This is a genomic window from Streptomyces lydicus, from assembly GCF_000717345.1.
Taxonomy (GTDB): Bacteria; Actinomycetota; Actinomycetes; order Streptomycetales; family Streptomycetaceae; genus Streptomyces; species Streptomyces lydicus.
This window is the reverse complement of sequence record NZ_JNZA01000013.1, coordinates 36,677-58,986: the sequence shown is the minus strand read 5'-3', so window position 1 is coordinate 58,986 and position 22,310 is coordinate 36,677. Positions and strand designations below refer to the sequence as shown.

Sequence of the window (22,310 nt, the reverse complement as noted above, 5' to 3'; positions counted from 1 at the left end):
GCGGCTCTGGAGCGGCTGAGGGCGAGGGTACTGCCCTGGAGGCGTACGGCCCCGGCCCACAGCCTATGGGGCTGCGGGCCGGGGGTCATGCGGAGGCGGGCCGGTTCCGGCCGCTCCGCGTCAGCTCTTCTCCGTCACTCCGGCGGAGTCGAAGGTGGCGACCTCGTGCATGGCGCGGGCCGCGCTCTGCACGACGGGGAGGGCCAGCAGGGCGCCGGTGCCCTCGCCGAGGCGCAGATCGAGGTCGACGAGCGGGCGCAGGCCGAGCTTGTTCAGCGCGGCGACGTGGCCGGGCTCGGCGCTGCGGTGACCCGCGATGCAGGCGGCCAGCGCCTCGGGGGCGATGGCCCGGGCCACCAGGGCGGCGGCGCCGGCGCTCACCCCGTCCAGGATGACCGGCGTGCGCAGGGACGCGCCGCCGAGGATCAGGCCGACCATGGCCGCGTGCTCCAAGCCGCCGATCGCGGTGAGGACGCCGATCGGGTCGGCCGGGTCGGGCTGGTGGAGCTCCAGGGCGCGGCGGACCACATCGACCTTGCGGGCGTGGGTCTCGTCGTTGATGCCGGTGCCGCGGCCGGTGACCTCGACCGGGTCGACGCCGGTGTAGACGGCGATCAGCGCGGCGGAGGTGGTGGTGTTGGCGATGCCCATCTCACCGGTGAGCAGCGCCTTGTTGCCGGCCGCCACGAGGTCACGGGCGGTCTCGATGCCCACCTCGATCGCCTTGAGCACCTCTTCCTGGGTCATCGCCGGGCCGACGGTGAAGTCGGCGGTGCCGGCGCGGACCTTGCGGGGCAGCAGCCCTGGGGTGGCGGGGAGTTCGCTCGCCACGCCGACATCCACGACGCACACCTCGGCGCCGACCTGGTTGGCGAAGGCGTTGCAGACCGCGCCGCCACCCAGGAAGTTGGCGACCATCTGGCCGGTGACCTCCTGGGGCCAGGGGGTGACGCCCTGGGCGTGCACCCCGTGGTCGCCGGCGAAGATCGCCACGGCGGCCGGCTCCGGGATGGGCGGCGGGCACTTGCGGGACAGGCCGCACAGCTGCGCGGAGATGATCTCCAGCATGCCCAGCGCCCCGGCGGGCTTGGTCATCCGCTTCTGCCGCTCCCACGCCTCGCCGAGCGCCTTGGCGTCCAGCGGGCGGATGCCCTGCAGGGTCTCCTGGAGGAGGTCGTGCGGGCTCTCGCCGGGCAGCGCGCGGCGGCCGTAGGTCTCCTCGTGGACGACCCAGGACAGCGGACGGCGCTTGGACCAGCCGGCCTGCAGCAGCTCGGGCTCCTCGGGGAACTCGTCGACGTATCCGACGCACAGGTAGGCGACGACTTCGAGGTGTTCGGGCAGGTCCAGCTCGCGGACCATCTCCCGCTCGTCGAAGAAGCTGACCCAGCCGACGCCCAGGCCCTCGGCGCGGGCCGCGAGCCAGAGGTTCTCGACGGCGAGCGCGGAGGAGTACGGGGCCATCTGCGGCTGGGTGTGCCGGCCGAGGGTGTGCCGGCCGCCGCGGGTGGGGTCGGCGGTGACGACGATGTTCACCGGCGTCTCGAGGATCGCCTCGATCTTCAGCTCGCGGAACTGCTTGGCGCGCGCCTTGGGCAGCGACTTGGCGTACGCCTCGCGCTGCTGCATGGCGAGCTGGTGCATCTTCTCGCGGGTCTCCGCGGAGCGGATGACGACGAAGTCCCAGGGCTGGGAGTGGCCGACGCTGGGGGCGGTGTGGGCCGCCTCCAGGACGCGCAGCAGCACCTCGTTGGGGATCGGGTCGCTGCGGAAGCCGTTGCGGATGTCGCGGCGCTCGCGCATCACGCGGTGCACGGCGGCGCGCTCGGAGTCGTCGTACCCGGCGGCCGCGGTGGAGCCGGGGGGGCCGGCCGGGTCGTCGGCGGCGAGGTTCTCCGCAGGCTGCTGCGCGGCGTGCGGCTGCTCGTCGTCCTGGGCGTCCTCGCCGAGCTGGACGAGCGCGGTGGCGTCCTGCTGCTGGGGGGTGCCGGCGTGGGGCTCCGGCGCCGCGGGGTGGTCGCCGTCGGCGGGGCCGGGCTGCGGGACGGTGCCGTCCTCGGGGGCCGGCGCCGCGGCCCGGTCCTCGGACCGGTCGCCGGTCGCCTGGGCGGGGATCTGGACGGTGACCGGTTCCGTCGCGGTGGCGGCCGGGTCGTCGGCGGCCACGGGCTGAGCCGGGGCGGCCGCGGTGTCGTCGGCCGGGGCGTCCTCGGCGGGCAGGGCCACGTCGGTGCTCGCTTCCACGTCTGCGGCCGGCTCGGCGGGGAGGTCCTCGCCGGCCGTTACGGGCTGCTCGTCGGCCGGGGCGGCCGCGGCCCGGGGCTCGGGCTCCGGTGCGGGCGCCTCGGCGGTCTGCTGCCCTGCGGCGTCCACGGGGGCGCCGGGCTGCGGCTGCCCGTCGGCCGGTTGCTGCGCCTCGGGCGGCTCTATGACCGTCTGCTCAACGGGCGCGTCGGCGGCGTCGGGCACGGGCAGGGCGACGGGGCCCTGCGGAGCGGCGACGGGCGCCGGGGCGGCCTCGGCGGCGGGGGCGGGCGCCTCGGCGGCCGCCGCATCGTCCGCGGGGGCGGCGGTCTCGGCCGGGGCGGTGTCCTCGGGTGCGGCCCGGTCCTCGGCGGCCGGCCGGTCGGCGGCGTCCGCCGGGGCGGCCTCGGCCTCGCCGGCGGGTGACGGCTGGTCGGCGTCCTGCGGCGCGGGGGCCTGGGCCTCCTGCGGCGCGGGGGCCGCATCGGCCGGGGCGGCGGGCTGCTCGGGTGCGGGCTGCGCGGCCGGTTCGGGAGCAACCGTCTCGGGTGCGGTCGCTTCCGCCGCGACCGTCTCGGCCGTGGCCGGGGGCTCGGTGGCGGCGGGGGCCTGGTCAGCGGCGGGCTGCTGGCCGTCGGGCTGCTGGGGGCCGTCCGCGGCGGCTCCCTGCGCGGCGGCGTCGGGTGCGGGGACCGGCTCGGCGTCGGCCTGCACGGCCGGGGCCTGCTGCGGACCGGCGGCCTCGGCCGCGACGGCCTCAGGAGCAGCGGCGTCCGCGGTGTCCTGCGGGGCGACGTCCTGGGGCGCGGCGTCCTGCGGCTGCGCCGGGGCCTCCACCGGGGCTTCGGCCGGCGCGTCCTGGGCCGCTGCGGCGTCCGGCGCCGCGCCGGTCTCCACCGCGTCCGTGGCGGCGGCCGGGGCGTCGACGGTCCCGGCGGCGTCCTCCGCCGGCAGGGGCAGCGGCATCGGCTGCGGCTGCTCGGCCGGGAGGGCGGTGTCCTGCGCGGCGGCCTCGGCGGCGGGTGCGAGGGCCTCGGCGGGCGTGCCCGGCTCGGCGACCGGAGCGGTCTCCGCGACCTGCGCTGCTTCTGCCATCAGGGCTGCTCCGGCGGCCGGAGCCGCTTCCGCGACCGGGGCGGCCGGAGCCGCTTCCGCGACCTGGGCGGCCGGGGCCGGGGCCTCGCCCCACGGCGGCATCTGGGACGGGATCTCGCCGAGCTGCGGGCCGGGCAACGGGCCCTGGCCGGCGGCCCCGTAGGTCTGCTCGGCGGACAACTGGCCGCCGTAGGACGGGTCGCCGTACTGCTGCTGCTCGCCGTACGCCGGGACGGTCTGCCGGTCGGCGGGCGCCTCGCCGGCGGCCTGCTCGTACGGCAGGTCAGCGGGCGGCTGGGCGCCCGGCACGGCCTCGGCACCCTGGGGGGCCTCGGCGGGGGCGTCGAAGTATTCGGGGCCGCCGGTCGGCGGGCCGGCGTGCCGCGCCGGGGAGTCCGCGGGGCCGCGGTCGGCGAGTGAACGGACCACGCCGCTGGTCGGGTCGGGGACCGGCGGGCCCATGTGGAGCGGGCGGCGGGCGGGCGCGCCGGTGCGGGCGGGGTCCGGCTGCTGCGGCGCGGCCGCGCGGGCGCGGTCCGGCTGCTGGGGTGCCGCGGGCTGCGGGATGCGGACGGCGCTGAGGTCGACGGAACCGGAGTCCCGGCCGCCGCTCTCGTGGTCACCGGCCCGGTCGGGCAGCGGCTCGAAGCCGGTGGCCGCCTGGGCGGTGGCGTCGAACGGCACGCCCTGGTGGGTGTCCTGCGGCTGCGGGTACGGCTGCGCCGCCGGCTGCTCGCTCCAGGCGCCCTGGGCGCCCGGCATCAGCAGCAGGTCGTCGTCCTCGACGACGCCGTCCGCCTGGTCGACATAGGGGTATTCGCCCGGAGGGGTCACCATGCCCGGCAGCTCCGTGGGTCCGGCGTCGGCAGGGGAGGGAGCGGCCGCCGGCTGCGGCTGCCCGGGATGTCCGCCTGCGTTCTCCGGCTGCCCCTCGCCCGGGACCTGGCCGGTGTCGGTCATGCGTACCCCTCGCCCATTGGTAGTGCTCCTTCCAACCGCTCGTGCGACGCGCTCGACCGGGGCGCGCCGACGCCCCGATAGCTAGAACGAGCGAGCACGCCTCGCGGCACGTCCGCTCTCCAGAGCTTCATATTCATCCAAAACCACGGCATTTTCCGGATATTGGCGTACGAAGCCGAATGCGGGACGGCGGCGCAACGATCCGCCAGCCTACCTCGCGCGGGTTGCCGTGCTGGTCACGGGTGAGGAACGCGATACCCGCTGAGCAAGAACACCACGGAGCGCTCGCGTTCGACCCAGGCGGAGGTGTCCAGGTCGACGGACTGGAGCAGGGCGCACTCGACGTCGTAGCCGCCGTCCGCCAGTGCCCGGCCGAGCGATTCGGCCTCGTCGCGGGTGGCGGCGTGGGTGACGATCCGTTCGGGGCGGCGGGCCGCGCAGGCGGTGACGACCTCCGCTCCCCCGCCGCCGACCCGCACCACGTCGGGCTCGGGCAGGTCCTCCAGGATCTGCGGCGCGCGGCCGTGGACAACCTGGAGTTGGACGCCGTGGCGGCGGGCGAGGGCGGCGGTGCGCTCGCAGGATTCCGGGGCGGCGTCGACCGCGATGACCGCGGCGCCGAAGCGGGCCGTCTCCACCGCGGCGGCGCCGGCGCCCGCGCCGATGTCCCAGACCAGGTCGCCCACCTGCGGCCCCAGGCGGGCGAGTTGCGCGGTGCGCAGCTGGACGGACTCGCCCTCGCCCAGGACTCCGCCGTACGCGTGGGCCGGAAGTCCCCAGCCGCGCGGCCCCGTCGGGTGGCCGACCTCGTGGCCGGCGAGCCAGCCGGTCCCCTGGGCCGCGGCACCGCCGGGGGAACCGCCCACGACAATGACGACATTGGGGTCGCGCCAGACGTGGTCGGCGGCCTTGTCGGATGTGAGGACTGTCACCTGCTCCCGGTCCGTGCCGAGTTCCTCGCAGATGACGAAGGTGCGGTGCACACCGTCGAGCAGCAGGGCGAGTTCGGCGGGGCCGGCGCCGGGCGAGGTGAGCACCGCGACCTTGGTGTGGGCGCGGCAGACGTTCACCGCGCGACGCAGGTCGCGGCTGTGGGCGACGACGATGCGGGCGTCGTCCCAGGGCATGCCGGCCCGGGCGAAGGCGGCCGCGACGGAGGAGACCGCCGGGACGACCTCGACCTCCAGGCCGTACTCGGGTGCGCGCAGGGTGCGTACGACGCCGAAGAAGCCGGGGTCGCCGTCGGCGAGCACGACGGCGGTGCCGCGGTGCTGGGCGATCCGGCGGGCGGCGAGGGCCACGCTGCCGAGCCGGATCCGTTCGGCCCGCGGCGGGACTTCGGGAAGTGCGAGGTGGTGGGCGGCACCGGCCACCAGGGTGGCGGCGCCCAGGGCGGAGCGGGCCGCGTCGGTCAGCGGGGAGCCGTCCCATCCGATCACCGTGACCCGGTCGGCCATGCTCGTCAGTCTCCTGGGGCTGCTGTGGGTACGCGGGCAGGGGCGGCGGCGTCCGGAGGGAGCCGCGGGGGTGACCGCGGGCCGGTGGAGGTGCCGCCGTGGTGCGCGGGTCCGCGCTGGTCGCGCGGTACGCGGCAGGGCGAGAGTACCCCGAGCGGTGCGGGTCCGGGCGCGGGCCCGGGTCAGTTCCACTCGGGGTAACTGAATCCGTTCGCGTCGGCGAGCCGGCCGGGGACCCCTTCGAGGTCCTCGGGCAGCAGGCTCCACACGATCAGGTCGGTGCGGATGTCCGTCCAGCCGCCGTCCTCGGTACGGCTGCGGGCTATCCAGGCGTTGCGCAGCACGCCCTCGCTGATACAGCCGATCTTCTGGGCGACCTGCTGGGAGGCGGTGTTGTCGGCGGCGGTGCGCAGTTCGATGCGCTCGAAATTCTGGTCGCGGAAGAGCCATTGCGCGACCGCGAGGACGGATTCCGAGGCGTAGCCCTCGCCACGCGCCCAGGGGGCGGTGACGTAGCCGACCTCGGTGCTGCGGATCCGCCAGTCGGTGTGGTCGAGGTGGAGGGTGCCGACCAGGCGCTGGGTGAGGAACTCGGTGACCGCCAGCGCGATGCCGCGGCCTTCGGTGCGTACCGCGGCGGCCTTGCCGGTGGCCCAGGCGCGGGCGTGCGCGGTGGTGTACGGGTGCGGCAGCGCGGTCCAGGCGGTGACCATCTCGTCGGTCATCATCTCGGCGAGGGCGGGGACGTCGGCCTCGTCGAAGGGGCGCAGTACCAGCCGGTCCGTGCTGATGGAGATGTCCGGAAAGGTGGGTGTCATGCCGCTGCTCCAACGCCGTTGACCTGGTGTTCGGGACGTCGCGGACTGTACTGCCGCGAGGTCACGGGCCGTTTTGACCGTCTTGAATGCACCAGCATGCAGCATCGGCCCGCGGCTGTGCCACGCGCGTGGGCCCCGGCCGCGCGCTGCGCGGGTCCGGGGCCCGGGACGCCGTCCGTGTGCCGGTCACCTGCGGTGACCTGCGGACGGGTGACTGCCGTACGAGGAGCGGGCGTCGGGTCAGCCCTTGGCGGGACCGAAGGCCGGGATGACCGAGCCGTCCTTGTACTTGTCCTCGATGAACTTCTTGACCTCGGGGGAGTTCAGGAGCTTGGCGAGCTTCTTGACCCGGGGGTCGTTCTCGTTGCCCTTCTTGACGGCGAGGAAGTTCGCGTAGGGGTTGTTCTTCGCGCTCTCCAGGGCCAGGGCGTCCTTGGAGGGCTTGAGGTGGGCGCCGATGGCGAAGTTGCCGTTGATGATCGCGGCGTCGACGTCGTCGATGCGCGGCGCGGTCTGGGCGGCCTCCAGCTCGGTGATCTTGATGCCCTTGTCGTCCTTGACGTCCGTCAGCTTGGCGTCGGAGCCCACGCCCGGCTTGAGGGTGATGACGCCGTTGTCGGCGAGCAGCTTGAGCGCACGGCCCTCGTTGGAGGGGTCGTTGGGCACCGAGACGGTGGAGCCGGCCTTGAGCTCCGAGAGCTTGTGGATCTTCTTGGAGTAGACGCCGAGCGGCTCGATGAGCACGTTCTGGACGGGCACGATGTGGGTGCCGTTCTCCTTGTTGAAGGTGTCCAGGAACGGCTTGTGCTGGAAGAAGTTGGCGTCGACCTGGCCGTCGTCGGTGACCTTGTTGGGGATCTTGTAGTCGTTGAACGGCTTGACGACGAGCTTGAGCCCGGCCTTCTCCGCCAGCTTGTTCTTGACGAAGTCGAGGATGGTGCCGTGCGGGGTGGGGCTCGCGGCGACGACGAGGGGGGCGTTCTTGTCGCTCTTGTCGCTGCTGGCGGTGGTGTCGGAGGGCGCCGAGCAGGCGCTCGCGCCGAGGGCGACGGCGGAGGCGGCGGCGACGGCCACGGTGATCTTGACGGTGTTACGCACGAAGAGTGCCTCTTTCTGGTTCACACGACGGGTGCACGTGTGGTGTCCGCCCGGCAAAGGGTCCGGGCTCTGGGTGGAGCGGGTGGCTTGGGGGTCAGGCCGCCTCGGTGACGGCGGCCGGCTCCTCGGTGCGAGCACGGCGCAGGCCGACGCGTACGACGGAGGAGGGGCGGGTGCCGCGGCGGGCGAGCCTGCGGACGACGAGGTCCCCGAGCAGCTGGACGACGGTGACAAGGAGGATCAGTTCCACGACGGTGGTGATCATCAGCGAGGTCTCGTACTGCTGGTAGCCGTAGGTGTAGGCGAGGTTGCCCAGGCCGCCGCCGCCGACCGCGCCGGCGATCGCGGAGTAGCCGATCAGCTGGATGACGGTCGTGGTCACGGCCGCGACCAGCGCGGGCAGCGCCTGCGGGAGCAGCACCTTGAAGACGATGGTCCAGGTGCCGCCGCCCATGGCCTGGGCGGCCTCGACGAGGCCGTGGTCGACCTCGCGCAGGGCGGCCTCGACCAGCCGGGCGAAGAACGGGATCGCGGCGATGGCGAGCGGGACGACGGCGCCGGTCGGGCCGATGGAGACCCCGACGAGGAGCCGGGTGAAGGGGATCAGCACGACGATCAGGATCAGGAACGGGAAGGACCGTCCGACGTTCACGATCGCGCCGAGGACCTTGTTCACGACGACGTTCTGCAGGATGGCGCCGCGGGCGGTCAGATGCAGCAGCACACCGGCCGGCACGCCGAAGAGCACCGCGTAGAACGTCGACCACCACACCATGAAGAGGGTGTCGAGGGTGTTGTCGTACAGCAGCGGCTGCATCTCGTTCCAGCTCACTTGGCACCTTCCTTCTGCAGCTGGGCGGCGGGAGCCGGGATCGTCAGGTCGGCGGCGTCGGCGGTGTCGGCCACCTCGGCCACGTCGACCTGGAGGCCCTGCTCGCGCAGGAAGCCGATGGGCACGACGTTCTCCTCGAAGCGGCCGGGCAGCTCGATGCGCATCCGGCCGATCTGCTTGCCGCCGACGGTGTCCATGGCGGCGCCCAGGATCGAGATGTCGACGTTGTACGTGCGGGCCAGCTCGGAGATGACCGGGCGGGTCGCGGCCGAGCCGTGGAAGGTGACGTCGACGACGGTGCGGTCGTCGGCCGAGGGCTCACCGCCCACCGGGAACAGCTCACGGGCCAGCTCGGAGCCGGGGGTGGCCAGCAGCTCGGCGACCGTGCCCTGCTCGACGACGCGGCCGTTCTTCATCAGCGCGGCCGAGTCGCAGATCGTCTTGACGACGTCCATCTCGTGCGTGATGAGGACGATGGTCAGGCCGAGCTGGCGGTTGAGGTCGCGCAGCAGCGTCAGGATGGAGCGGGTGGTCTCCGGGTCCAGGGCGCTGGTCGCCTCGTCGGAGAGCAGCACCTTGGGGTCGCCGGCCAGGGCGCGGGCGATGCCGACGCGCTGCTTCTGGCCGCCGGAGAGCTGGGCGGGGTACGCCTTGGCCTTGTCGGCGAGCCCGACCAGGTCCAGCAGTTCCAGCGCCTTGCGGGAGCGCTCGCGCCGGTCGACCTTGAGGATCTCCAGCGGCAGCTCGACGTTGTCCTGGACGGTGCGCGAGGACAGCAGGTTGAAGTGCTGGAAGACCATGCCGATGTGGCTGCGGGCGGCGCGGAGCCGGGCGCCGGCGCGCTTGCCGCGCCCGGCGATGGAGGTCAGCTCCTGGCCGGCGACGGTGACCGTGCCGGAGGTGGGGCGCTCCAGGAGGTTGAGGCAGCGGATGAGGGTGGACTTGCCGGCGCCGCTCTGTCCGATGACGCCGTACACCTCGCCCTCTCGGACGTGCAGGTCGACGCCGTCCAGGGCGGTGACGTCGCGGTCTCCTGAACGGTAGACCTTGGTCAGGCCCGTTGTGGTGATCACAGGGAATTCCGTCACTGTCGAGTGCTCGGCGGCTCGCCCGCCGGGCACGGGGCATTCTTGCGAGTGCGGCAGAGGGGAACGCGGAGTGGCGGCGGGCGCGGGGCCCGGCTCCGGGTTCCGGTGACGCGGGGCGGCCGGGGGCGTCGGGGAGCGACGTACGGCACGGCAGGGTCTCGCTTCGGGGCGCGAGGCTCAGGCGGGGGCCCTCAGCGGTCACACATTCGACACATGCAACGAGCACCGGGCGTCAGGTACGCCTCGGTCGCAGGGGTGCGGTAGCTCGTCGTGGTCATGGCGGCAAGTAAAGCAGACAGCAGTACGGACCGATCAAACGTGTCCGGATTACGGACAGGCGTGATCGGTCCGTGGACAACGGCTCAGTCCGCGACGGTGATCTCCACCGCCCCCGCCGTGGCCTGCGCGGACACCGCCGACAGGTCCCCGACGACGACGTCCGCGGACAGCTCATGAGCGGGGTGCGTTGTGGTCAACGCCACGGTCGTCATCCCCGCCGCGCGGCCCGCGGCCAGCCCGGCCGGCGCGTCCTCGAAGACCACGCAGCGCGCGGGGTCGGCGCCCAGGCGCGCGGCGGCCAGCAGGAACGGCTCGGGGTCCGGCTTGCCGCGGCTGATGTCGTCGGCGGCTATCAGGTTCTTGGGACGGATCCCGGCCTCCGCCAGCCGGGCCTCGGCCAGCCGGCGGGTCGCGGAGGTGACCACCGCCCACCGCTCGGGCGGCAGGCTCTCCAGCAGCGCACGGGTACCGGGGAGCACCGTCACTCCCCCGGCGGTGTCCTCGACCTCCAACTGCTCGATGCGGGCCAGCGCCTCGGGCACCCGGGCGGCCGGCAGGAGATCGGCGACGATCTCGGCGGCCGGCCGGCCGTGCAGCTCGACCCGGCCGAATTCCTCCTCGGTGAGGCCGTACTCCGCGGCCCACCTGGTCCAGCAGCGCTGGACGGACTCCAGGGAGGAGACCAGCGTTCCGTCGTTGTCGAAGAGGAGGGCGTCCGCGGAGATCTTCATGGTGAACGAGCGTACGGGCCGCTCGGCCGCGCCCGTCCGGCCGCCCGGAAGCGCCCCGCGTTCACCCCCTCGTCCCGGCGGGGGCGCGCGCATCGGGCCTTTTGGGCCGTAATAGGGTCTGCCGCATGCTTGATGCCCTGACGGTCGCGACCAGCGTGGCCGCGCTCGCGCTCGCCGCCTGGTGCGGGTTCGCCGCCTACCGTGACCAGCAGACCAAGGACTGGCACTTCATCGGCATGGCCGTGGTGACGCTGCTCGCCCTGCTCCAGCTGGTCATCGGTGTCGTCCAGCTGGCGCGCGGCGGGAAGCCGGAGCAGGGCACGACGATCTTCGTGGCGTATCTGCTCGGCGCGTTCGCGTGCGTTCCCGCGGCGGGGTTCATGTCCCTCGCGGAGCGCACCCGTTGGGGTTCGGTGACGGTCTCCGCGGGCGGCGTGGTGCTGGCCGTGCTCGAGGTCCGTCTGTTCGACATCTGGGGAGGCTGAGGTGACGGCGACCGACAACGCCGCCGGTGAGGGTGCGCCCCGCACCCGGCAGAAACTGATCACCGGTCCGGGCATCCTGCTGGTCTGGCTGTACGGCGTGATGGTGGTCGGCGCGGTGTCCCGCTCCGTCGTCCAGATCGCCACCGACTTCGACCGGGCCCCGCTCGCGTACACGCTGTCCGCGCTGGCCGGCGTCGTCTACGGCTTCATCACCTACTCGCTCGTCCGCGGCGGGAACACGGCCCGCAGGGCGGCGCTGGTGTGCTGTGCCGCCGAGCTCGTCGGCGTGCTGACCGTCGGCACCTGGACGCTGCTGGAGCCGTCCGCCTTCCCCGACGCCACGGTCTGGTCGGACTACGGGATGGGCTACCTCTTCATCCCGGTCCTGCTGCCGGTCACCGGCATGCTGTGGCTGCGCCGGGCCCGTCCGGCGTAGCGTCCCGCGGAGTACGGGCCCGCGCCGGCGCGGGCCCGTCGTCGTACCGCCGGCCCCCGGCGTCCTACGCCTGGGCCACGAACTCCGCGGCGGCCGCCTCCTGGCGGATCTCCTTCTCCAGCGTGACCAGGCTCAGCCGCTGGCCGAGCTGCTCGGTGGCCACCGGTGCGTAACCGTGGCTGCGGTAGAGCCGCAGATTGCCCTCGCTGCGGTGGCCGGTGAACAGGCGGTAGCGCCGGGCCGACCGCTCGGCCGCCAGCCGCTCCTCGACGGCGGCCAGCAGCCGTCCGCCGAGGCCGTGCCGCTGGAGCCGGGGGTGCACGATGAGCTTGGCTATCGCCGCGGTGCCGTCCTCGTCGACGGTGCCGCGCACGGACCCGACCACCTCCTCGCCGAGCCGGGCCACCACGACGCAGCCCGCGCCCAGTTCGGCCCGCAGGTCCGCCAGCGTCTGGGTGAGCGGCTCGATGCCGTAGTCGTCGTACAGCGCGGCCTCCGTCTGGTAACAGAGGTACTGCAGCTTGAGGATCTGCTCGGCGTCCTGGTCGGTCGCCGCAGAGATGGTCACGCTCGTGCCCATGCGCGTATGCCTCCCCTTGTTCGGTGGGCCCGGGCGCGCGAGGGTGAGAGGGGTGTGCGCCCGGACGTGGTGCCCTGACTTCCGGACTCCCCGGAATGTGGCGGCGGCAATCTCCGCCACGAGCATTCTGCGCAGGCAATTGGGACAAGCGGAACGGACCGGCACCGGGCTCCTCTGTGACATTCCCAACTCAGATGAGAGCGAGCAGGGAAGCCCGGAGAAGCCGGCGCCGGTCCCGGCCGGCGGGCGCGCGGGCCCGCCGTTCAGCGCTTGCGGAACTCCGCGGCGGCCAGCAGCGCGGTGTCGCAGTTGTCGGAGAACAGGCCGTCGATGCCGGTGGCGAGGTACGCCTTGAAGACGCCGAGGGAGTCGCCGTAGGCGTTGGGGTCGGTGCCCTTGCGGAAGTCGGCGGGCAGGAAGGTGTTCTCGTTGCGGACGGTGTAGGGGTGCAGCACCAGCCCGGCGGCGTGCGCGTCCTTGACGACGGACGTGGGCGTACCCAGCTTGTTGTCCTTGTCCCGCGGGATGATCACCGTCAGGTCCGGCCCGATGCCCTCGGCGAAGCCGGCGATCCACCGCAGGCCCTCGGGCTTCACCAGGTCGGCGACGGTGCGCGGGTCACCGGACGCCACGAAGTCCCAGGGGCGGTCCTTGAGGGTGCCCAGCAGCACGACCTTGGGGCAGTCGACGAGCTTGCCCAGCCGCTGGATGCTGCTGGGCTCGAACGACTGGAGGAAGTTGGGGGAGTTCCTGCGGTGCCGGCCGTGCGCGCGCAGCGCCTCGGCGACCCGCTCCTCCAGGCCGAGGCCCAGCTTGCGGAAGTAGGTGGGGTGCTTGGTCTCGATGTGCAGCCACACCCGGCGGCCCCGCTTGCGGCCCTCGCGCTCGGCCCACTGCAGGACCTCCTCGAAGGTCGGCACCTGCCACCGGCCGTCGTAGAGGGTGTTGTGCTGCCGGGTCCCCGGTATGCGCTCCTTGGCGCGCAGCGTCTTGAGTTCGGCGAGCGTGAAGTCCTCGGTGAACCAGCCGGTCAGCTGGACCCCGTCGACGGTCTTGGTGGTCTTGCGGGCCGCGAACTCCGGGTGCGCGGAGACATCGGTGGTGGCGGTGATGTCGTTCTCGTGACGGCACACGAGGTGGCCGTCCTTCGTGGGGACGAGGTCCTGCTCGATGACGTCCGCGCCCATGTCGAGGGCGAGTTGGTAGGAGCCGAAGGTGTGCTCGGGGCGGTAGCCGCTGGCGCCGCGGTGGCCGACGATCAGCGGCACCGGCAGTTCCCGGGGCGCACCGTCGCGCCCGGCGGCGCTCGCCTGCCCGGCTCCGCCGAGCACCGCCGCTCCCGCCCCGAGGGCCGCCGCCCCCAGCACCGTCCGCCGTCCCGGCTGCTGCCGCTTCTGCATACCCACGCTCCTTGTTGTCCGGTGTCCAGTGGTGTTCCGCGTGCGTCCGGGTGTTTTTCCGGGATGCGTCAAGGCGTGTTGCGCACCCGCCCGTGGAACCGGGCCGATCGTAGGCACGGACGGGTCATGCCGGGGAGACGCGCACCGACATCAGGGGGAACATGGTGGTAACACACGTCAACCGTGAGTCAACTGTGCGTATCGACCTCATGAACCCGATGTGCGCGCGGGACTGACCCGCGAGTATCGTCCTGGGCTGCAGAGTTCTGCGCTCACTCGACGTTGACCAGCCACGACCCGGAGGGCCCGTTGTCCCGCATTGTGCTGAAGGCGATTCTCGGATTCGTCATGCGTGTCCTGTACCGCCCGAAGGTCGAGGGCATGGAGCGCATTCCGGCGACCGGACCGGTCATCCTTGCCGGCAACCACGTCACCTTCATCGACTCGCTGTTCCTGAGCCTGGTGGTCAAGCGCCCGGTGTACTTCATCGGCAAGGACGAGTACGTCACGGGCAAGGGCGTCAAGGGCCGCCTGATGGCCTGGTTCTTCACCAGCGCCGGCATGATCCCGGTCGACCGCGACGGCGGGCACGGCGGGGTGGCGGCGCTGATGACCGGCCGCCGGATCCTGGAGCAGGGCAAGGCGTTCGGCATCTACCCCGAGGGCACCCGCTCCCCCGACGGCCGCCTCTACCGCGGCCGTACCGGCATCGCCCGGCTCGCCCTGATGACCGGCGCGCCCGTCGTCCCGTTCGCCATGGTCGGTACGGACAAGGTGCAGCCCGGCGGCAAGGGCCGGCCGCGGATCGCCCCGGTCACCGTCCGCTTCGGCGAGGCGCTGGACTTCTCCCGGTACGACGGCATGGACCGCGACCGCTACGTCCTGCGGGCCGTCACCGACGAGGTGATGAGCGACGTCATGGAGCTGTCCGGCCAGGAGTACGTCGACATCTACGCCACCAAGGCCCGGGCCGCCGCCTGACCTCCCGCTTTCTGCCCGACGGGCCCCGTCCGACCGCGGACGGGGCCCGTCGTGTCTCCGCGTCCGGCCCGGATCAGCAGGGCACCCGGAAGCCGCCGGGGGCGCGCTGCCCCTCGGCGCCGCCGGGCAGCGCCGAGCGCAGCGCCACCTCGGGCCGGGGCACCGCGCCGGGGTCGGCCGGGAGCAGCTGCTGGCGCTGGGTGACGGTGCCGGTGCGGGCGCCGGGCACGTCGGCGTTCTTGGCCCGCACCCGGCCCAGCGGGGCCGGCACCAGCCGCTTCTTCGCGCGGACAAAGGCGATGAAGCTCTCGAAGTCGCGGGTGTGCCGGACCGGTGCGGAGAATCCGGTGAAGGCGCTGAAGCCGTCCTGGTTGATGAGGGTGTACGAGGGCGCGGCGAGCCGGTAGCTGCGACGCAGGTCGAGGGGGTCGTCGTCGATGAACACCTCGGCCGGGTCGATCCGCCGGCCGACCTTGCCGGCGGCGTCGAAGGTGTAGCGGACGTTGGCGGAGACGGCGAGCGGGGAGAAGCCGAGGCCGCCGCCGGCGGTCGGCGCCCACTGCTCCTCCAGCGCGTCGTGGATCTGCCGGCCGCTGACCGTGACGGTCATGATCGGGTCGCCGAAGCCGACGGAGTTCCACGCCTTGCCGAAGGTGACGTCGCCGTCCAGTTCCTCGTCCAGGATCAGATCGCCGGCGATCACGGCCTGGCCGACGCGCGGTGCGACCGCGATGACCGCGAGCTGCGCGGGGGTGTTGGGGTGGTCGGCGGGGTCGTCCATCGGGCCGTGCGGCTGCCGGCCGGCCCACAGGGCCCAGTCGGCGACGAGGTTGCCCATGGTGGACTCCCCCACCGCGTTGCGCTGCCGGGTGAACGAGGCGGTCTGGGTGCCGATGCGGGAGCGGGCGCGCCGGGAGCCGCGGTCGGCCCAGTAGGAGGCGATCGACTTCAGCTCCGGGTCGGGCGTCACGTCCCGGGTGTTGGGGTGGTTGACGGAGGTGGTCAGCTCCCGGATCACGGACCCGGTGTCCGGGTCGAGCCGCAGGTTGATCTCGTTGACCAGCTGTCCGTAGCAGCCGGCCTCGACGAACGGGCGGGGCGTGCCGTCGGGGTCGGGCAGCATCATCGTGAAGGCGCAGTGCCAGTGGCCGGTGACGATGGCGTCGATGTCCGGCGAGGCGCGCAGCGCCAGTTCGTACGCCGGTCCCGAGGGGTTCTTGCCGCTGGAGAAGTCGCTGCCGGCCACCGCGCCGTCGTGCATGCTGAGCACGATCGCGTTGACGCCGCGTGACTTGAGCTCCGCGGCGCAGCGGTTGGCGGTCTCCAGCTCGTCCAGGGTGCGCAGTCCCGGCTGGTAGGAGCCGGGGAAGGACTCGGTGCCGATGGCGGTCAGATGGATGAAGCCGACGGGCAGCCGGCGGCCGCCCCCGGCGTCCACCTGCACGATGTTGTACGGCGCGAGCACCCGCTTGCCGGTCGCGTTCCACACCATGTTGGCGCTGTAGTACGGGAACTTCGCGCCCCGGAAGCGGCGTCCGGTGGAGTCCTTGAAGTCGTCGTCCCGGCCGATGACCGGGAAGGAGTCGCCGTCGGCCATGTGCGTGGTCAGGAACGTCGCCGACTTGTCGAATTCGTGGTTGCCGGCCGAGGCGAAGTCCAGGCCCATCGCGTTGAGTGCCTCGATGGTGGGCTCGTCGGCGAAGGAGGCGGCGTCGAACTCCCAGCCGGAGAAGAGGTCGCCGGGGGCGAAGAAGAGGGAGTTGCGCCGTCCGTCGCGCAGCCGCTCCAGATGGGCGGCCATGTAGGCGACCCCGCCGACGGTGTAGCTCTTGCCGCCGGCTCCGGTGATGCGGGAGTGGGCGCCCGGGGCGCCCTGCAGATAGCCGTGCAGGTCGGTGATGTTGAGAAGCTGGACGTCGACGTATTCGTCGGCGGTGGCCGCGTCGCGGGCGTGGCCGGTGGCATAGGCGTTGGTGCCGATGGCGCTCGCGGTGGCCAGGGCCCCCGCGGCGGTGAAGAAGGACCGTCGTCCGATGTCGCGCACTGCGTCACTCTCCTGAGCGGGCCGTCCGTAGGGGGACGACCGGAGAGTCAAGCGAGCCGCGCGGGACGACCGGTCACCACAGCGCGTACCGGGCGTGAACGGGCGAGGGACAGTCGCCCCCAGGGCGTGTCCCGTGGATCATCGCGGGTGGGCAGCACCTTGATCCACAGGACACGCCCTGGAGGCGGCGGATGCCCGCCGTCCGGCGGATCGGCGGTACGTCGTACCGGTTGGGGGCGGGCGGCCGTACCGGCCGTGAGGGGGAGTCAGGCCCGGGGCGCCCCGTCGGCGGTGAGCTCCGCGGGCACGGGCGTGGCGGCCGGACTGTTCGCGAGTTCCTGGCCGCGCAGCAGGAACCACGCGGCCACCGACGCCGACAGCAGCACCGCGGCGCCCACTCCGGCCGCGACGTCGACGCCGCCCACGAAGGAGTCCTGCGCGGTCTTCAGCAGCGCCGCGGCCTGGTCGGCGGGCAGTTGCCCGGACACCTCGACGGCGCCGCCGAGCGATTCGCGGGCGGCGTGCGCGGCCGGCTCGGGCACCCCGGCCGGGGTGGAGAAGCCGCGGTAGAGGCTGGTGACGATGGAGCCGAGCAGCGCGATGCCGAGGGCGGCGCCCAGCTCGTAGGCGGTCTCGGAAACCGCGGAGGCGGCGCCCGCCTCCTCCTTGGGCACGCTGGAGAGGATCACGTCGGCGGTGACGGTGAACGAGAAGCCCGCACCGACGCCGACGACGAAGAGGATGACGCACATCGCGGCGGTGCCGGTGTCGCCGTGCAGGGTGGTGCAGCCGACGAGGGCGAGTCCGACGACGGCGAGGCCGCCGGCCACCACGATCCGTACGGACAGCCGACGGGCGACCCAGCCGGCGGCGAGGCCCGCGCCCACCGCGCCGACGGCGGCGGGGAGTTCGACCAGCCCGGCGTTGAGCGGGGAGCGCTGCTGCACCATCTGGAGGAACTGGGAGAGGAAGAAGACCAGCCCGGACAGGCCGAGGATGGTCAGCAGATCGGCCAGCACCGCGCCGGAGAACCCCCGGTGGTGAAAGAGCTTCATGTTCAGCAGCGGCGAGTCGAGGGTGAGCTGGCGGCGGACGAAGACCACCAGCGCGAGCGCGCCGACGGCGCCGACGACCGCGATGTCCCAGCGGTATCCCTCCACCGCCGCTTCCTTGACGGCGTAGACGACGCCGACGATGCCGACCAGGACCAGCACGACGCTGGGGAGGTCCCAGGGGCCGGGGTCCGGGTTGCGGGACTCCGGGATCACCTTGGCGCCGACGGCCACCAGCAGGGCCATCACCGGCAGGTTGATCAGGAAGACCGATCCCCACCAGAAGTGGCCCAGGAGGAAACCGCCGAGGACCGGCCCGACGGCCATGCCGGCCGAGGCCATCGCGCCCCAGATGCCGATGGCCAGGCTGCGTTCGCGGGGGTCGTGGAAGAGGTTGCGGATCAGCGCGAGGGTGGCCGGCATCAGCGTCGCACCGGCCACACCCTGCAGCGCCCGGGCGGCGATCATCATCTCCGGGCTGGTGGCGTACGCGGCGAGCACCGACATCGCCCCGAAGCCGACGGAGCCCAGCAGCAGCAGCTTCTTGCGGCCGATGCGGTCGCCGAGGCTGCCCATGGACACCAGCAGACCGGCGATGACGAAGGAGTAGATGTCACCGATCCACAGCAGCTGCGTCCCGGACGGGCGCAGGTCCTCGCTGAGGAAGGGGGTGGCGAGGCCGAGGACCGTGGCGTCGACGCCGACCAGCAGTACGGCCAGGACCAGTACGGCGAGGGCGAGCCAGCGACCGGGGCGGGGCTGGTCGTCCACGTGGGCCGAACCGGCCCGTCCTGACGCTATGGTCTCGGTCATTTCTCCATGCTCCGTCGGATGCCGCCCAGCAGCAGCTCGGCGATCGAGTGGTTGAGGTCGTTGCGGGCGACCCGTCCTTCGTGCACGGCCCAGGCGCCGGCACCCATCAGGCCGTAGAGCGCCTCGGTGAGCCAGGCGGCGCTCAGGTCGATGCGGAAGTCGCCCTCCGCCTGCCCGCGTCGGAACAGTGCGGTGATGCGGGCGTCGAGGCGCGCCCAGCCGGCGTTGACCTCGTCGCCCTCGAAGAGCTGGTTCTCGGTGAAGAGGAAGGCCAGGACGGCGGCGACCGGCTCGGCCGCCTCGATGAGCCGGCGCAGCGCACCGGCCGCGTCGCCCTCGTCGAGCCGTGCGACGTCCATCGCCCGGGCGAACTGCGCGATCCCGTGCTCCTCCAGCGCCCTGATGAGGGCGTCCCGTCCGGCGAAGTGCCGGTGCAGGGTGGCGCGGCTGATTCCCGCGGCGCGGGCGATCTCGTCCATCGACGTCGTCGCCCGGCGGGTGAGCAGCGCCGCGGCTTCCTTCAGTACCCGTTCACGATCCACGGCCATGAGACACAGACTAGCCGAATGAGACACGAATGTCTCACGATGCTCGTCACCGGGCACGGAAACGGCCCGCACCCGGTGTCCCGGGTGCGGGCCGTCGCCGCTGTCTCGTTTCCCTACCGCGGCTTCCTGGCCGCCGCCCACTCCTGCTGCTTCACCAGGTCGGCCCGCACCTCGGCGAGCTGCACCGCGACCGCCGAGGGGGCCGTGCCGCCCCGGCCGCTGCGCGCGGCGAGCGCGCCGGGGACGTTGAGGACGCCGCGGACCTCCGGCGTCAGATGCGGCGAGATCTTGGCGAACTGCTCGTCGGTCAGCTGGTCGAGCTCGATGCCGTGCGCCTCGCACTCCTTGACGCACTCGCCGGCGACCTCGTGCGCCACCCGGAACGGCACGCCCTGCTTGACCAGCCACTCCGCGATGTCGGTGGCCAGCGAGAAGCCGGCCGGCGCCAGCTCCTCCATCCGCTCGCGGTGGACCGTGAGGGTGGCCATCATGCCGGTGAACGCCGGGAGCAGCACCTCCAGTTGGTCGCAGGAGTCGAAGACCGGCTCCTTGTCCTCCTGGAGGTCACGGTTGTACGCGAGCGGCAGCGCCTTGAGCGTCGCCAGCAGCCCGGTGAGGTTGCCGATGAGCCGGCCGGACTTGCCGCGCGCCAGCTCCGCGATGTCCGGGTTCTTCTTCTGCGGCATGATCGACGAGCCGGTCGAGAAGGCGTCGTGCAGGGTCACGAAGGAGAACTCCTTGGTGTTCCAGATGATCACCTCCTCCGCGATCCGCGAGAGGTTGACCCCGATCATCGCCGTGATGAAGGCGAATTCGGCGACGAAGTCCCGGGAGGCGGTGCCGTCGATGGAGTTGCCGGCCGAGCCGCGCTCGAAGCCGAGGTCGGCGGCGACCGCCTCGGGGTCGAGGCCGAGCGAGGAGCCGGCCAGCGCGCCCGAGCCGTACGGGGAGACGGCGGTGCGCTCGTCCCACTGCCGCAGCCGCTCGGCGTCCCGGGAGAGCGACTGCACATGCGCCAGGACGTGGTGCGCGAAGAGCACCGGCTGGGCGTGCTGGAGGTGCGTACGGCCGGGCATCGCGACGTCCGGGTGGGCCTCGGCGAGGCCGATCAGCGCCTCCTGGAGGTCGGCGACCAGCCCGCCGACGATCCGGGCGTGGTCGCGCAGGTACATCCGGAAGAGCGTGGCGACCTGGTCGTTGCGCGACCGGCCGGCCCGCAGCTTGCCGCCGAGGTCGGGCCCGAGCCGCTCCAGCAGCCCGCGCTCCAGGGCGCTGTGCACGTCCTCGTCGGCGACGGTGCCGACGAACGAGCCGTCCGCGACATCGGCCTCCAGCCGGTCGAGCCCGGCGAGCATCCGCGCCAGCTCGTCCTCGGTGAGCAGACCCGCCTTGTGCAGGACGCGGGCGTGCGCACGGGAACCGGCGATGTCGTACGGGGCCAGCCGCCAGTCGAAGTGGACGGACGCCGACAGTTGGGCCAGTGCCTCGGCCGGTCCGTCGGCGAACCGACCGCCCCAGAGCCGGACGTCACCGCTGTTGCTGCTCACTGCTGCTCCTCAAGGCTGATCGATGTGCCGCTGCCTCCCCACACAAGGGGAGGCAACCGGTCGTACGGAGGTAACGAGGCGGGCTCAGGCCAGGTCGCGTCGGGCTACGCCCGCGACTGACGCCGCGCCGCGATCTTGCTCGACATGCCGAAGAGCTCGATGAAGCCCTTGGAGAGCGACTGGTCGAAGGTGTCGCCGGTGTCGTACGTGGCCAGGTTGAAGTCGTACAGGGACTGCTCGGACCGCCGGCCGGTGACCACCGCGCGGCCGCCGTGCAGGGTCATCCGGATGTCGCCGCTGACCTGCTGGTTGGCCTCGTTGATGAAGCCGTCCAGAGCCCGCTTGAGCGGCGAGAACCACAGGCCGTCGTAGACCAGCTCGCCCCAGCGCTGCTCGACCTGCCGCTTGTAGCGGGCCAGTTCGCGCTCGACGGTGACGTTCTCCAGCTCCTGGTGCGCGGTGATCAGCGCGATCGCGCCGGGCGCCTCGTACACCTCGCGGGACTTGATGCCGACCAGCCGGTCCTCGACCATGTCGATCCGGCCGATGCCCTGGGCGCCGGCCCGCTCGTTGAGCTGCTGGACGGCCTGCAGGACGGTGACGGGCTTGCCGTCGAGGGCGACCGGCACACCTTCCTCGAAGGTGATGACGACCTCGTCGGCCTCGCGGGGGGTGGCGGGGTTCCGGGTGTACTCGTAGACGTCCTCGATGGGCGCGTTCCAGATGTCCTCCAGGAAGCCGGTCTCCACGGCCCGCCCGAAGACGTTCTGGTCGATGGAGTACGGCGACTTCTTGGTGGTCGCGATCGGGAGCTTCTTCTCCTCGCAGAACGCGATCGCCTTGTCCCGGGTCATCGCGTAGTCCCGGACCGGGGCGATGCACTTGAGGTCGGGGGCGAGGGAGGAGATGCCGGCCTCGAACCGGACCTGGTCGTTGCCCTTGCCGGTGCAGCCGTGGGCGACGGTGGTGGCACCGTGCTTCGCGGCCGCGGCGACCAGGTGCTTGACGATCGCCGGCCGGGACAGCGCGGAGACCAGCGGGTAGCGGTCCATGTACAGCGCGTTGGCCTTGATCGCCGGCAGGCAGTACTCGTCGGCGAACTCGTCCTTGGCGTCCGCGACCTCGGCCTCGACCGCGCCGCAGGCCAGCGCCCGCTTGCGGATGACGTCCAGGTCCTCGCCGCCCTGACCGACGTCCACGGCAACAGCGATGACCTCGGCGCCCGTCTTCTCGGCGATCCAGCCGATGCAGACAGAGGTGTCCAGGCCGCCCGAGTAGGCGAGTACGACGCGCTCGGTCACGGGTTTCTCCTTACGGGGCAATCACTGTTGGGTATAAGTATGCACTCCACCGTATGTTTCGTCAATGACGATCGAAAGCGCAGGTCAGCGGCGTGGGGTGAGAGCTTCGCATCCCTCATGGCTCCTCCCGGAGCAGCTCCGCGAGCACCTCCGCGTGACTCAGCGGGACCTCCTTGGTCGCGGTCAGCAGCGTCAGCGGACCGCCCGCCGCGCGCTCCCGCAGGCGCTCCAGCGCCCGCTGCGCGGACTCCCCCGCCAGCTCCTCGCGATAGCGCTCGACGAACGTCTCGAACCGCTCCTCCTGATGCCCGTACCAGCGCCGCAGCTCGGAGGACGGGGCCACGTCCTTGCACCACTCCGTGAGCTGCGCGTCCGCCTTGGACAGCCCGCGCGGCCACAGCCGGTCCACCAGCACCCGCGCCCCGTCCGCCGGCTCCGACTGCTCGTACACCCGGCGCACCCGGATGTCGTCATCGGTGGACATTTCACCCATAACCCCATCGAATCACGGAAGCAGAGGC

The 22,310-nt window shown here is 72.7% G+C and carries 18 protein-coding genes; 3 read left to right on the top strand and 15 right to left on the bottom strand.

Going from position 1 to position 22,310, the window contains the following annotated elements; genetic code table 11:
- Positions 1–120: 120 nt before the first annotated feature.
- The 7 genes from cobT to OO62_RS14405 form a co-directional block, all read right to left on the bottom strand.
- A complete protein-coding gene (gene cobT, locus OO62_RS14435) occupies positions 121–4,299 on the bottom strand; it encodes a nicotinate-nucleotide--dimethylbenzimidazole phosphoribosyltransferase (protein WP_033267794.1) in 4,179 nt (1,392 codons plus the stop codon).
- A 236-nt stretch (positions 4,300–4,535) separates the two neighbouring features.
- Complete coding sequence (gene cbiE, locus OO62_RS14430) at positions 4,536–5,756, bottom strand: precorrin-6y C5,15-methyltransferase (decarboxylating) subunit CbiE (protein WP_033267793.1); 1,221 nt, start codon at positions 5,754–5,756, stop codon at positions 4,536–4,538.
- 182 nt (positions 5,757–5,938) lie between these two features.
- Positions 5,939–6,574, bottom strand: coding sequence for a GNAT family N-acetyltransferase (locus tag OO62_RS14425; RefSeq protein ID WP_033267792.1), 636 nt, complete (start codon positions 6,572–6,574; stop codon positions 5,939–5,941).
- Positions 6,575–6,814: 240 nt separating this feature from the next.
- Entirely contained in the window at positions 6,815–7,672 is an 858-nt protein-coding gene (locus tag OO62_RS14420) for a MetQ/NlpA family ABC transporter substrate-binding protein (RefSeq protein WP_033267911.1), read from the bottom strand.
- 94 nt (positions 7,673–7,766) lie between these two features.
- Positions 7,767–8,504 (bottom strand): methionine ABC transporter permease, encoded by a 738-nt coding sequence (locus tag OO62_RS14415; RefSeq protein WP_033267791.1) that lies wholly within the window; start codon positions 8,502–8,504, stop codon positions 7,767–7,769.
- The gene (locus tag OO62_RS14410) at positions 8,501–9,577 is read right to left on the bottom strand and encodes a methionine ABC transporter ATP-binding protein (RefSeq protein ID WP_033267790.1); all 1,077 of its coding nucleotides are present in this window, start codon (positions 9,575–9,577) and stop codon (positions 8,501–8,503) included. Before OO62_RS14410 ends, OO62_RS14415 begins: the two co-directional genes overlap by 4 nt.
- Before the next feature lie 377 nt (positions 9,578–9,954).
- Positions 9,955–10,602 (bottom strand): HAD-IA family hydrolase, encoded by a 648-nt coding sequence (locus OO62_RS14405; protein ID WP_033267789.1) that lies wholly within the window; start codon positions 10,600–10,602, stop codon positions 9,955–9,957.
- A 125-nt stretch (positions 10,603–10,727) separates the two neighbouring features.
- On the opposite strand from OO62_RS14405, the gene OO62_RS14400 reads away from it, so the two are divergent.
- On the top strand, positions 10,728–11,087 hold the full coding sequence (locus OO62_RS14400) for a hypothetical protein (protein ID WP_033267788.1): 360 nt from the start codon (positions 10,728–10,730) through the stop codon (positions 11,085–11,087).
- Position 11,088: 1 nt separating this feature from the next.
- Positions 11,089–11,523 (top strand): hypothetical protein, encoded by a 435-nt coding sequence (locus tag OO62_RS14395; RefSeq protein ID WP_033267787.1) that lies wholly within the window; start codon positions 11,089–11,091, stop codon positions 11,521–11,523.
- Between the two features lie 64 nt (positions 11,524–11,587).
- On the opposite strand, the gene OO62_RS14390 is transcribed toward OO62_RS14395, so the two are convergent.
- Both OO62_RS14390 and OO62_RS14385 read right to left on the bottom strand, forming a co-directional pair.
- A complete protein-coding gene (locus OO62_RS14390; RefSeq protein ID WP_033267786.1) occupies positions 11,588–12,103 on the bottom strand; it encodes a GNAT family N-acetyltransferase in 516 nt (171 codons plus the stop codon).
- Positions 12,104–12,366: 263 nt separating this feature from the next.
- A complete protein-coding gene (locus OO62_RS14385) occupies positions 12,367–13,503 on the bottom strand; it encodes a glycerophosphodiester phosphodiesterase (RefSeq protein WP_033267785.1) in 1,137 nt (378 codons plus the stop codon).
- Between the two features lie 309 nt (positions 13,504–13,812).
- Here OO62_RS14385 and OO62_RS14380 point away from each other — a divergent pair, with 309 nt between their 5' ends.
- Positions 13,813–14,484: a lysophospholipid acyltransferase family protein gene (locus tag OO62_RS14380; protein WP_033267784.1), complete on the top strand. Its 672-nt coding sequence runs from the start codon at positions 13,813–13,815 to the stop codon at positions 14,482–14,484.
- A gap of 73 nt (positions 14,485–14,557) precedes the next feature.
- Here OO62_RS14380 and OO62_RS14375 read toward each other — a convergent pair whose 3' ends face one another.
- From OO62_RS14375 to OO62_RS14350, 6 genes are all read right to left on the bottom strand, one after another.
- Complete coding sequence (locus OO62_RS14375) at positions 14,558–16,528, bottom strand: bifunctional metallophosphatase/5'-nucleotidase (protein ID WP_033267783.1); 1,971 nt, start codon at positions 16,526–16,528, stop codon at positions 14,558–14,560.
- 266 nt (positions 16,529–16,794) lie between these two features.
- On the bottom strand, positions 16,795–18,393 hold the full coding sequence (locus OO62_RS14370) for an MFS transporter (protein WP_033267782.1): 1,599 nt from the start codon (positions 18,391–18,393) through the stop codon (positions 16,795–16,797).
- The gene (locus tag OO62_RS14365; RefSeq protein WP_033267781.1) at positions 18,390–18,941 is read right to left on the bottom strand and encodes a TetR/AcrR family transcriptional regulator; all 552 of its coding nucleotides are present in this window, start codon (positions 18,939–18,941) and stop codon (positions 18,390–18,392) included. The genes OO62_RS14370 and OO62_RS14365 overlap by 4 nt, the downstream gene beginning before the upstream one ends.
- A gap of 113 nt (positions 18,942–19,054) precedes the next feature.
- Complete coding sequence (argH, locus tag OO62_RS14360) at positions 19,055–20,488, bottom strand: argininosuccinate lyase (protein ID WP_033267780.1); 1,434 nt, start codon at positions 20,486–20,488, stop codon at positions 19,055–19,057.
- A 104-nt stretch (positions 20,489–20,592) separates the two neighbouring features.
- The gene (locus OO62_RS14355) at positions 20,593–21,789 is read right to left on the bottom strand and encodes an argininosuccinate synthase (RefSeq protein ID WP_033267779.1); all 1,197 of its coding nucleotides are present in this window, start codon (positions 21,787–21,789) and stop codon (positions 20,593–20,595) included.
- 115 nt (positions 21,790–21,904) lie between these two features.
- The gene (locus tag OO62_RS14350) at positions 21,905–22,282 is read right to left on the bottom strand and encodes a DUF488 domain-containing protein (protein ID WP_106974853.1); all 378 of its coding nucleotides are present in this window, start codon (positions 22,280–22,282) and stop codon (positions 21,905–21,907) included.
- Positions 22,283–22,310: the final 28 nt, after the last annotated feature.

Coding starts and splice junctions, on each gene's coding strand:
- OO62_RS14350 (WP_106974853.1), bottom strand. CDS start 22,282: ATGGGTGAAATGTCCACCGATGACGACATCCGGGTGCGCCGGGTGTAC.
- OO62_RS14400 (WP_033267788.1), top strand. CDS start 10,728: ATGCTTGATGCCCTGACGGTCGCGACCAGCGTGGCCGCGCTCGCGCTC.
- OO62_RS14405 (WP_033267789.1), bottom strand. CDS start 10,602: ATGAAGATCTCCGCGGACGCCCTCCTCTTCGACAACGACGGAACGCTG.
- OO62_RS14390 (WP_033267786.1), bottom strand. CDS start 12,103: ATGGGCACGAGCGTGACCATCTCTGCGGCGACCGACCAGGACGCCGAG.
- cobT (WP_033267794.1), bottom strand. CDS start 4,299: ATGACCGACACCGGCCAGGTCCCGGGCGAGGGGCAGCCGGAGAACGCA.
- OO62_RS14425 (WP_033267792.1), bottom strand. CDS start 6,574: ATGACACCCACCTTTCCGGACATCTCCATCAGCACGGACCGGCTGGTA.
- OO62_RS14365 (WP_033267781.1), bottom strand. CDS start 18,941: ATGGCCGTGGATCGTGAACGGGTACTGAAGGAAGCCGCGGCGCTGCTC.
- cbiE (WP_033267793.1), bottom strand. CDS start 5,756: ATGGCCGACCGGGTCACGGTGATCGGATGGGACGGCTCCCCGCTGACC.
- OO62_RS14370 (WP_033267782.1), bottom strand. CDS start 18,393: ATGACCGAGACCATAGCGTCAGGACGGGCCGGTTCGGCCCACGTGGAC.
- OO62_RS14385 (WP_033267785.1), bottom strand. CDS start 13,503: ATGCAGAAGCGGCAGCAGCCGGGACGGCGGACGGTGCTGGGGGCGGCG.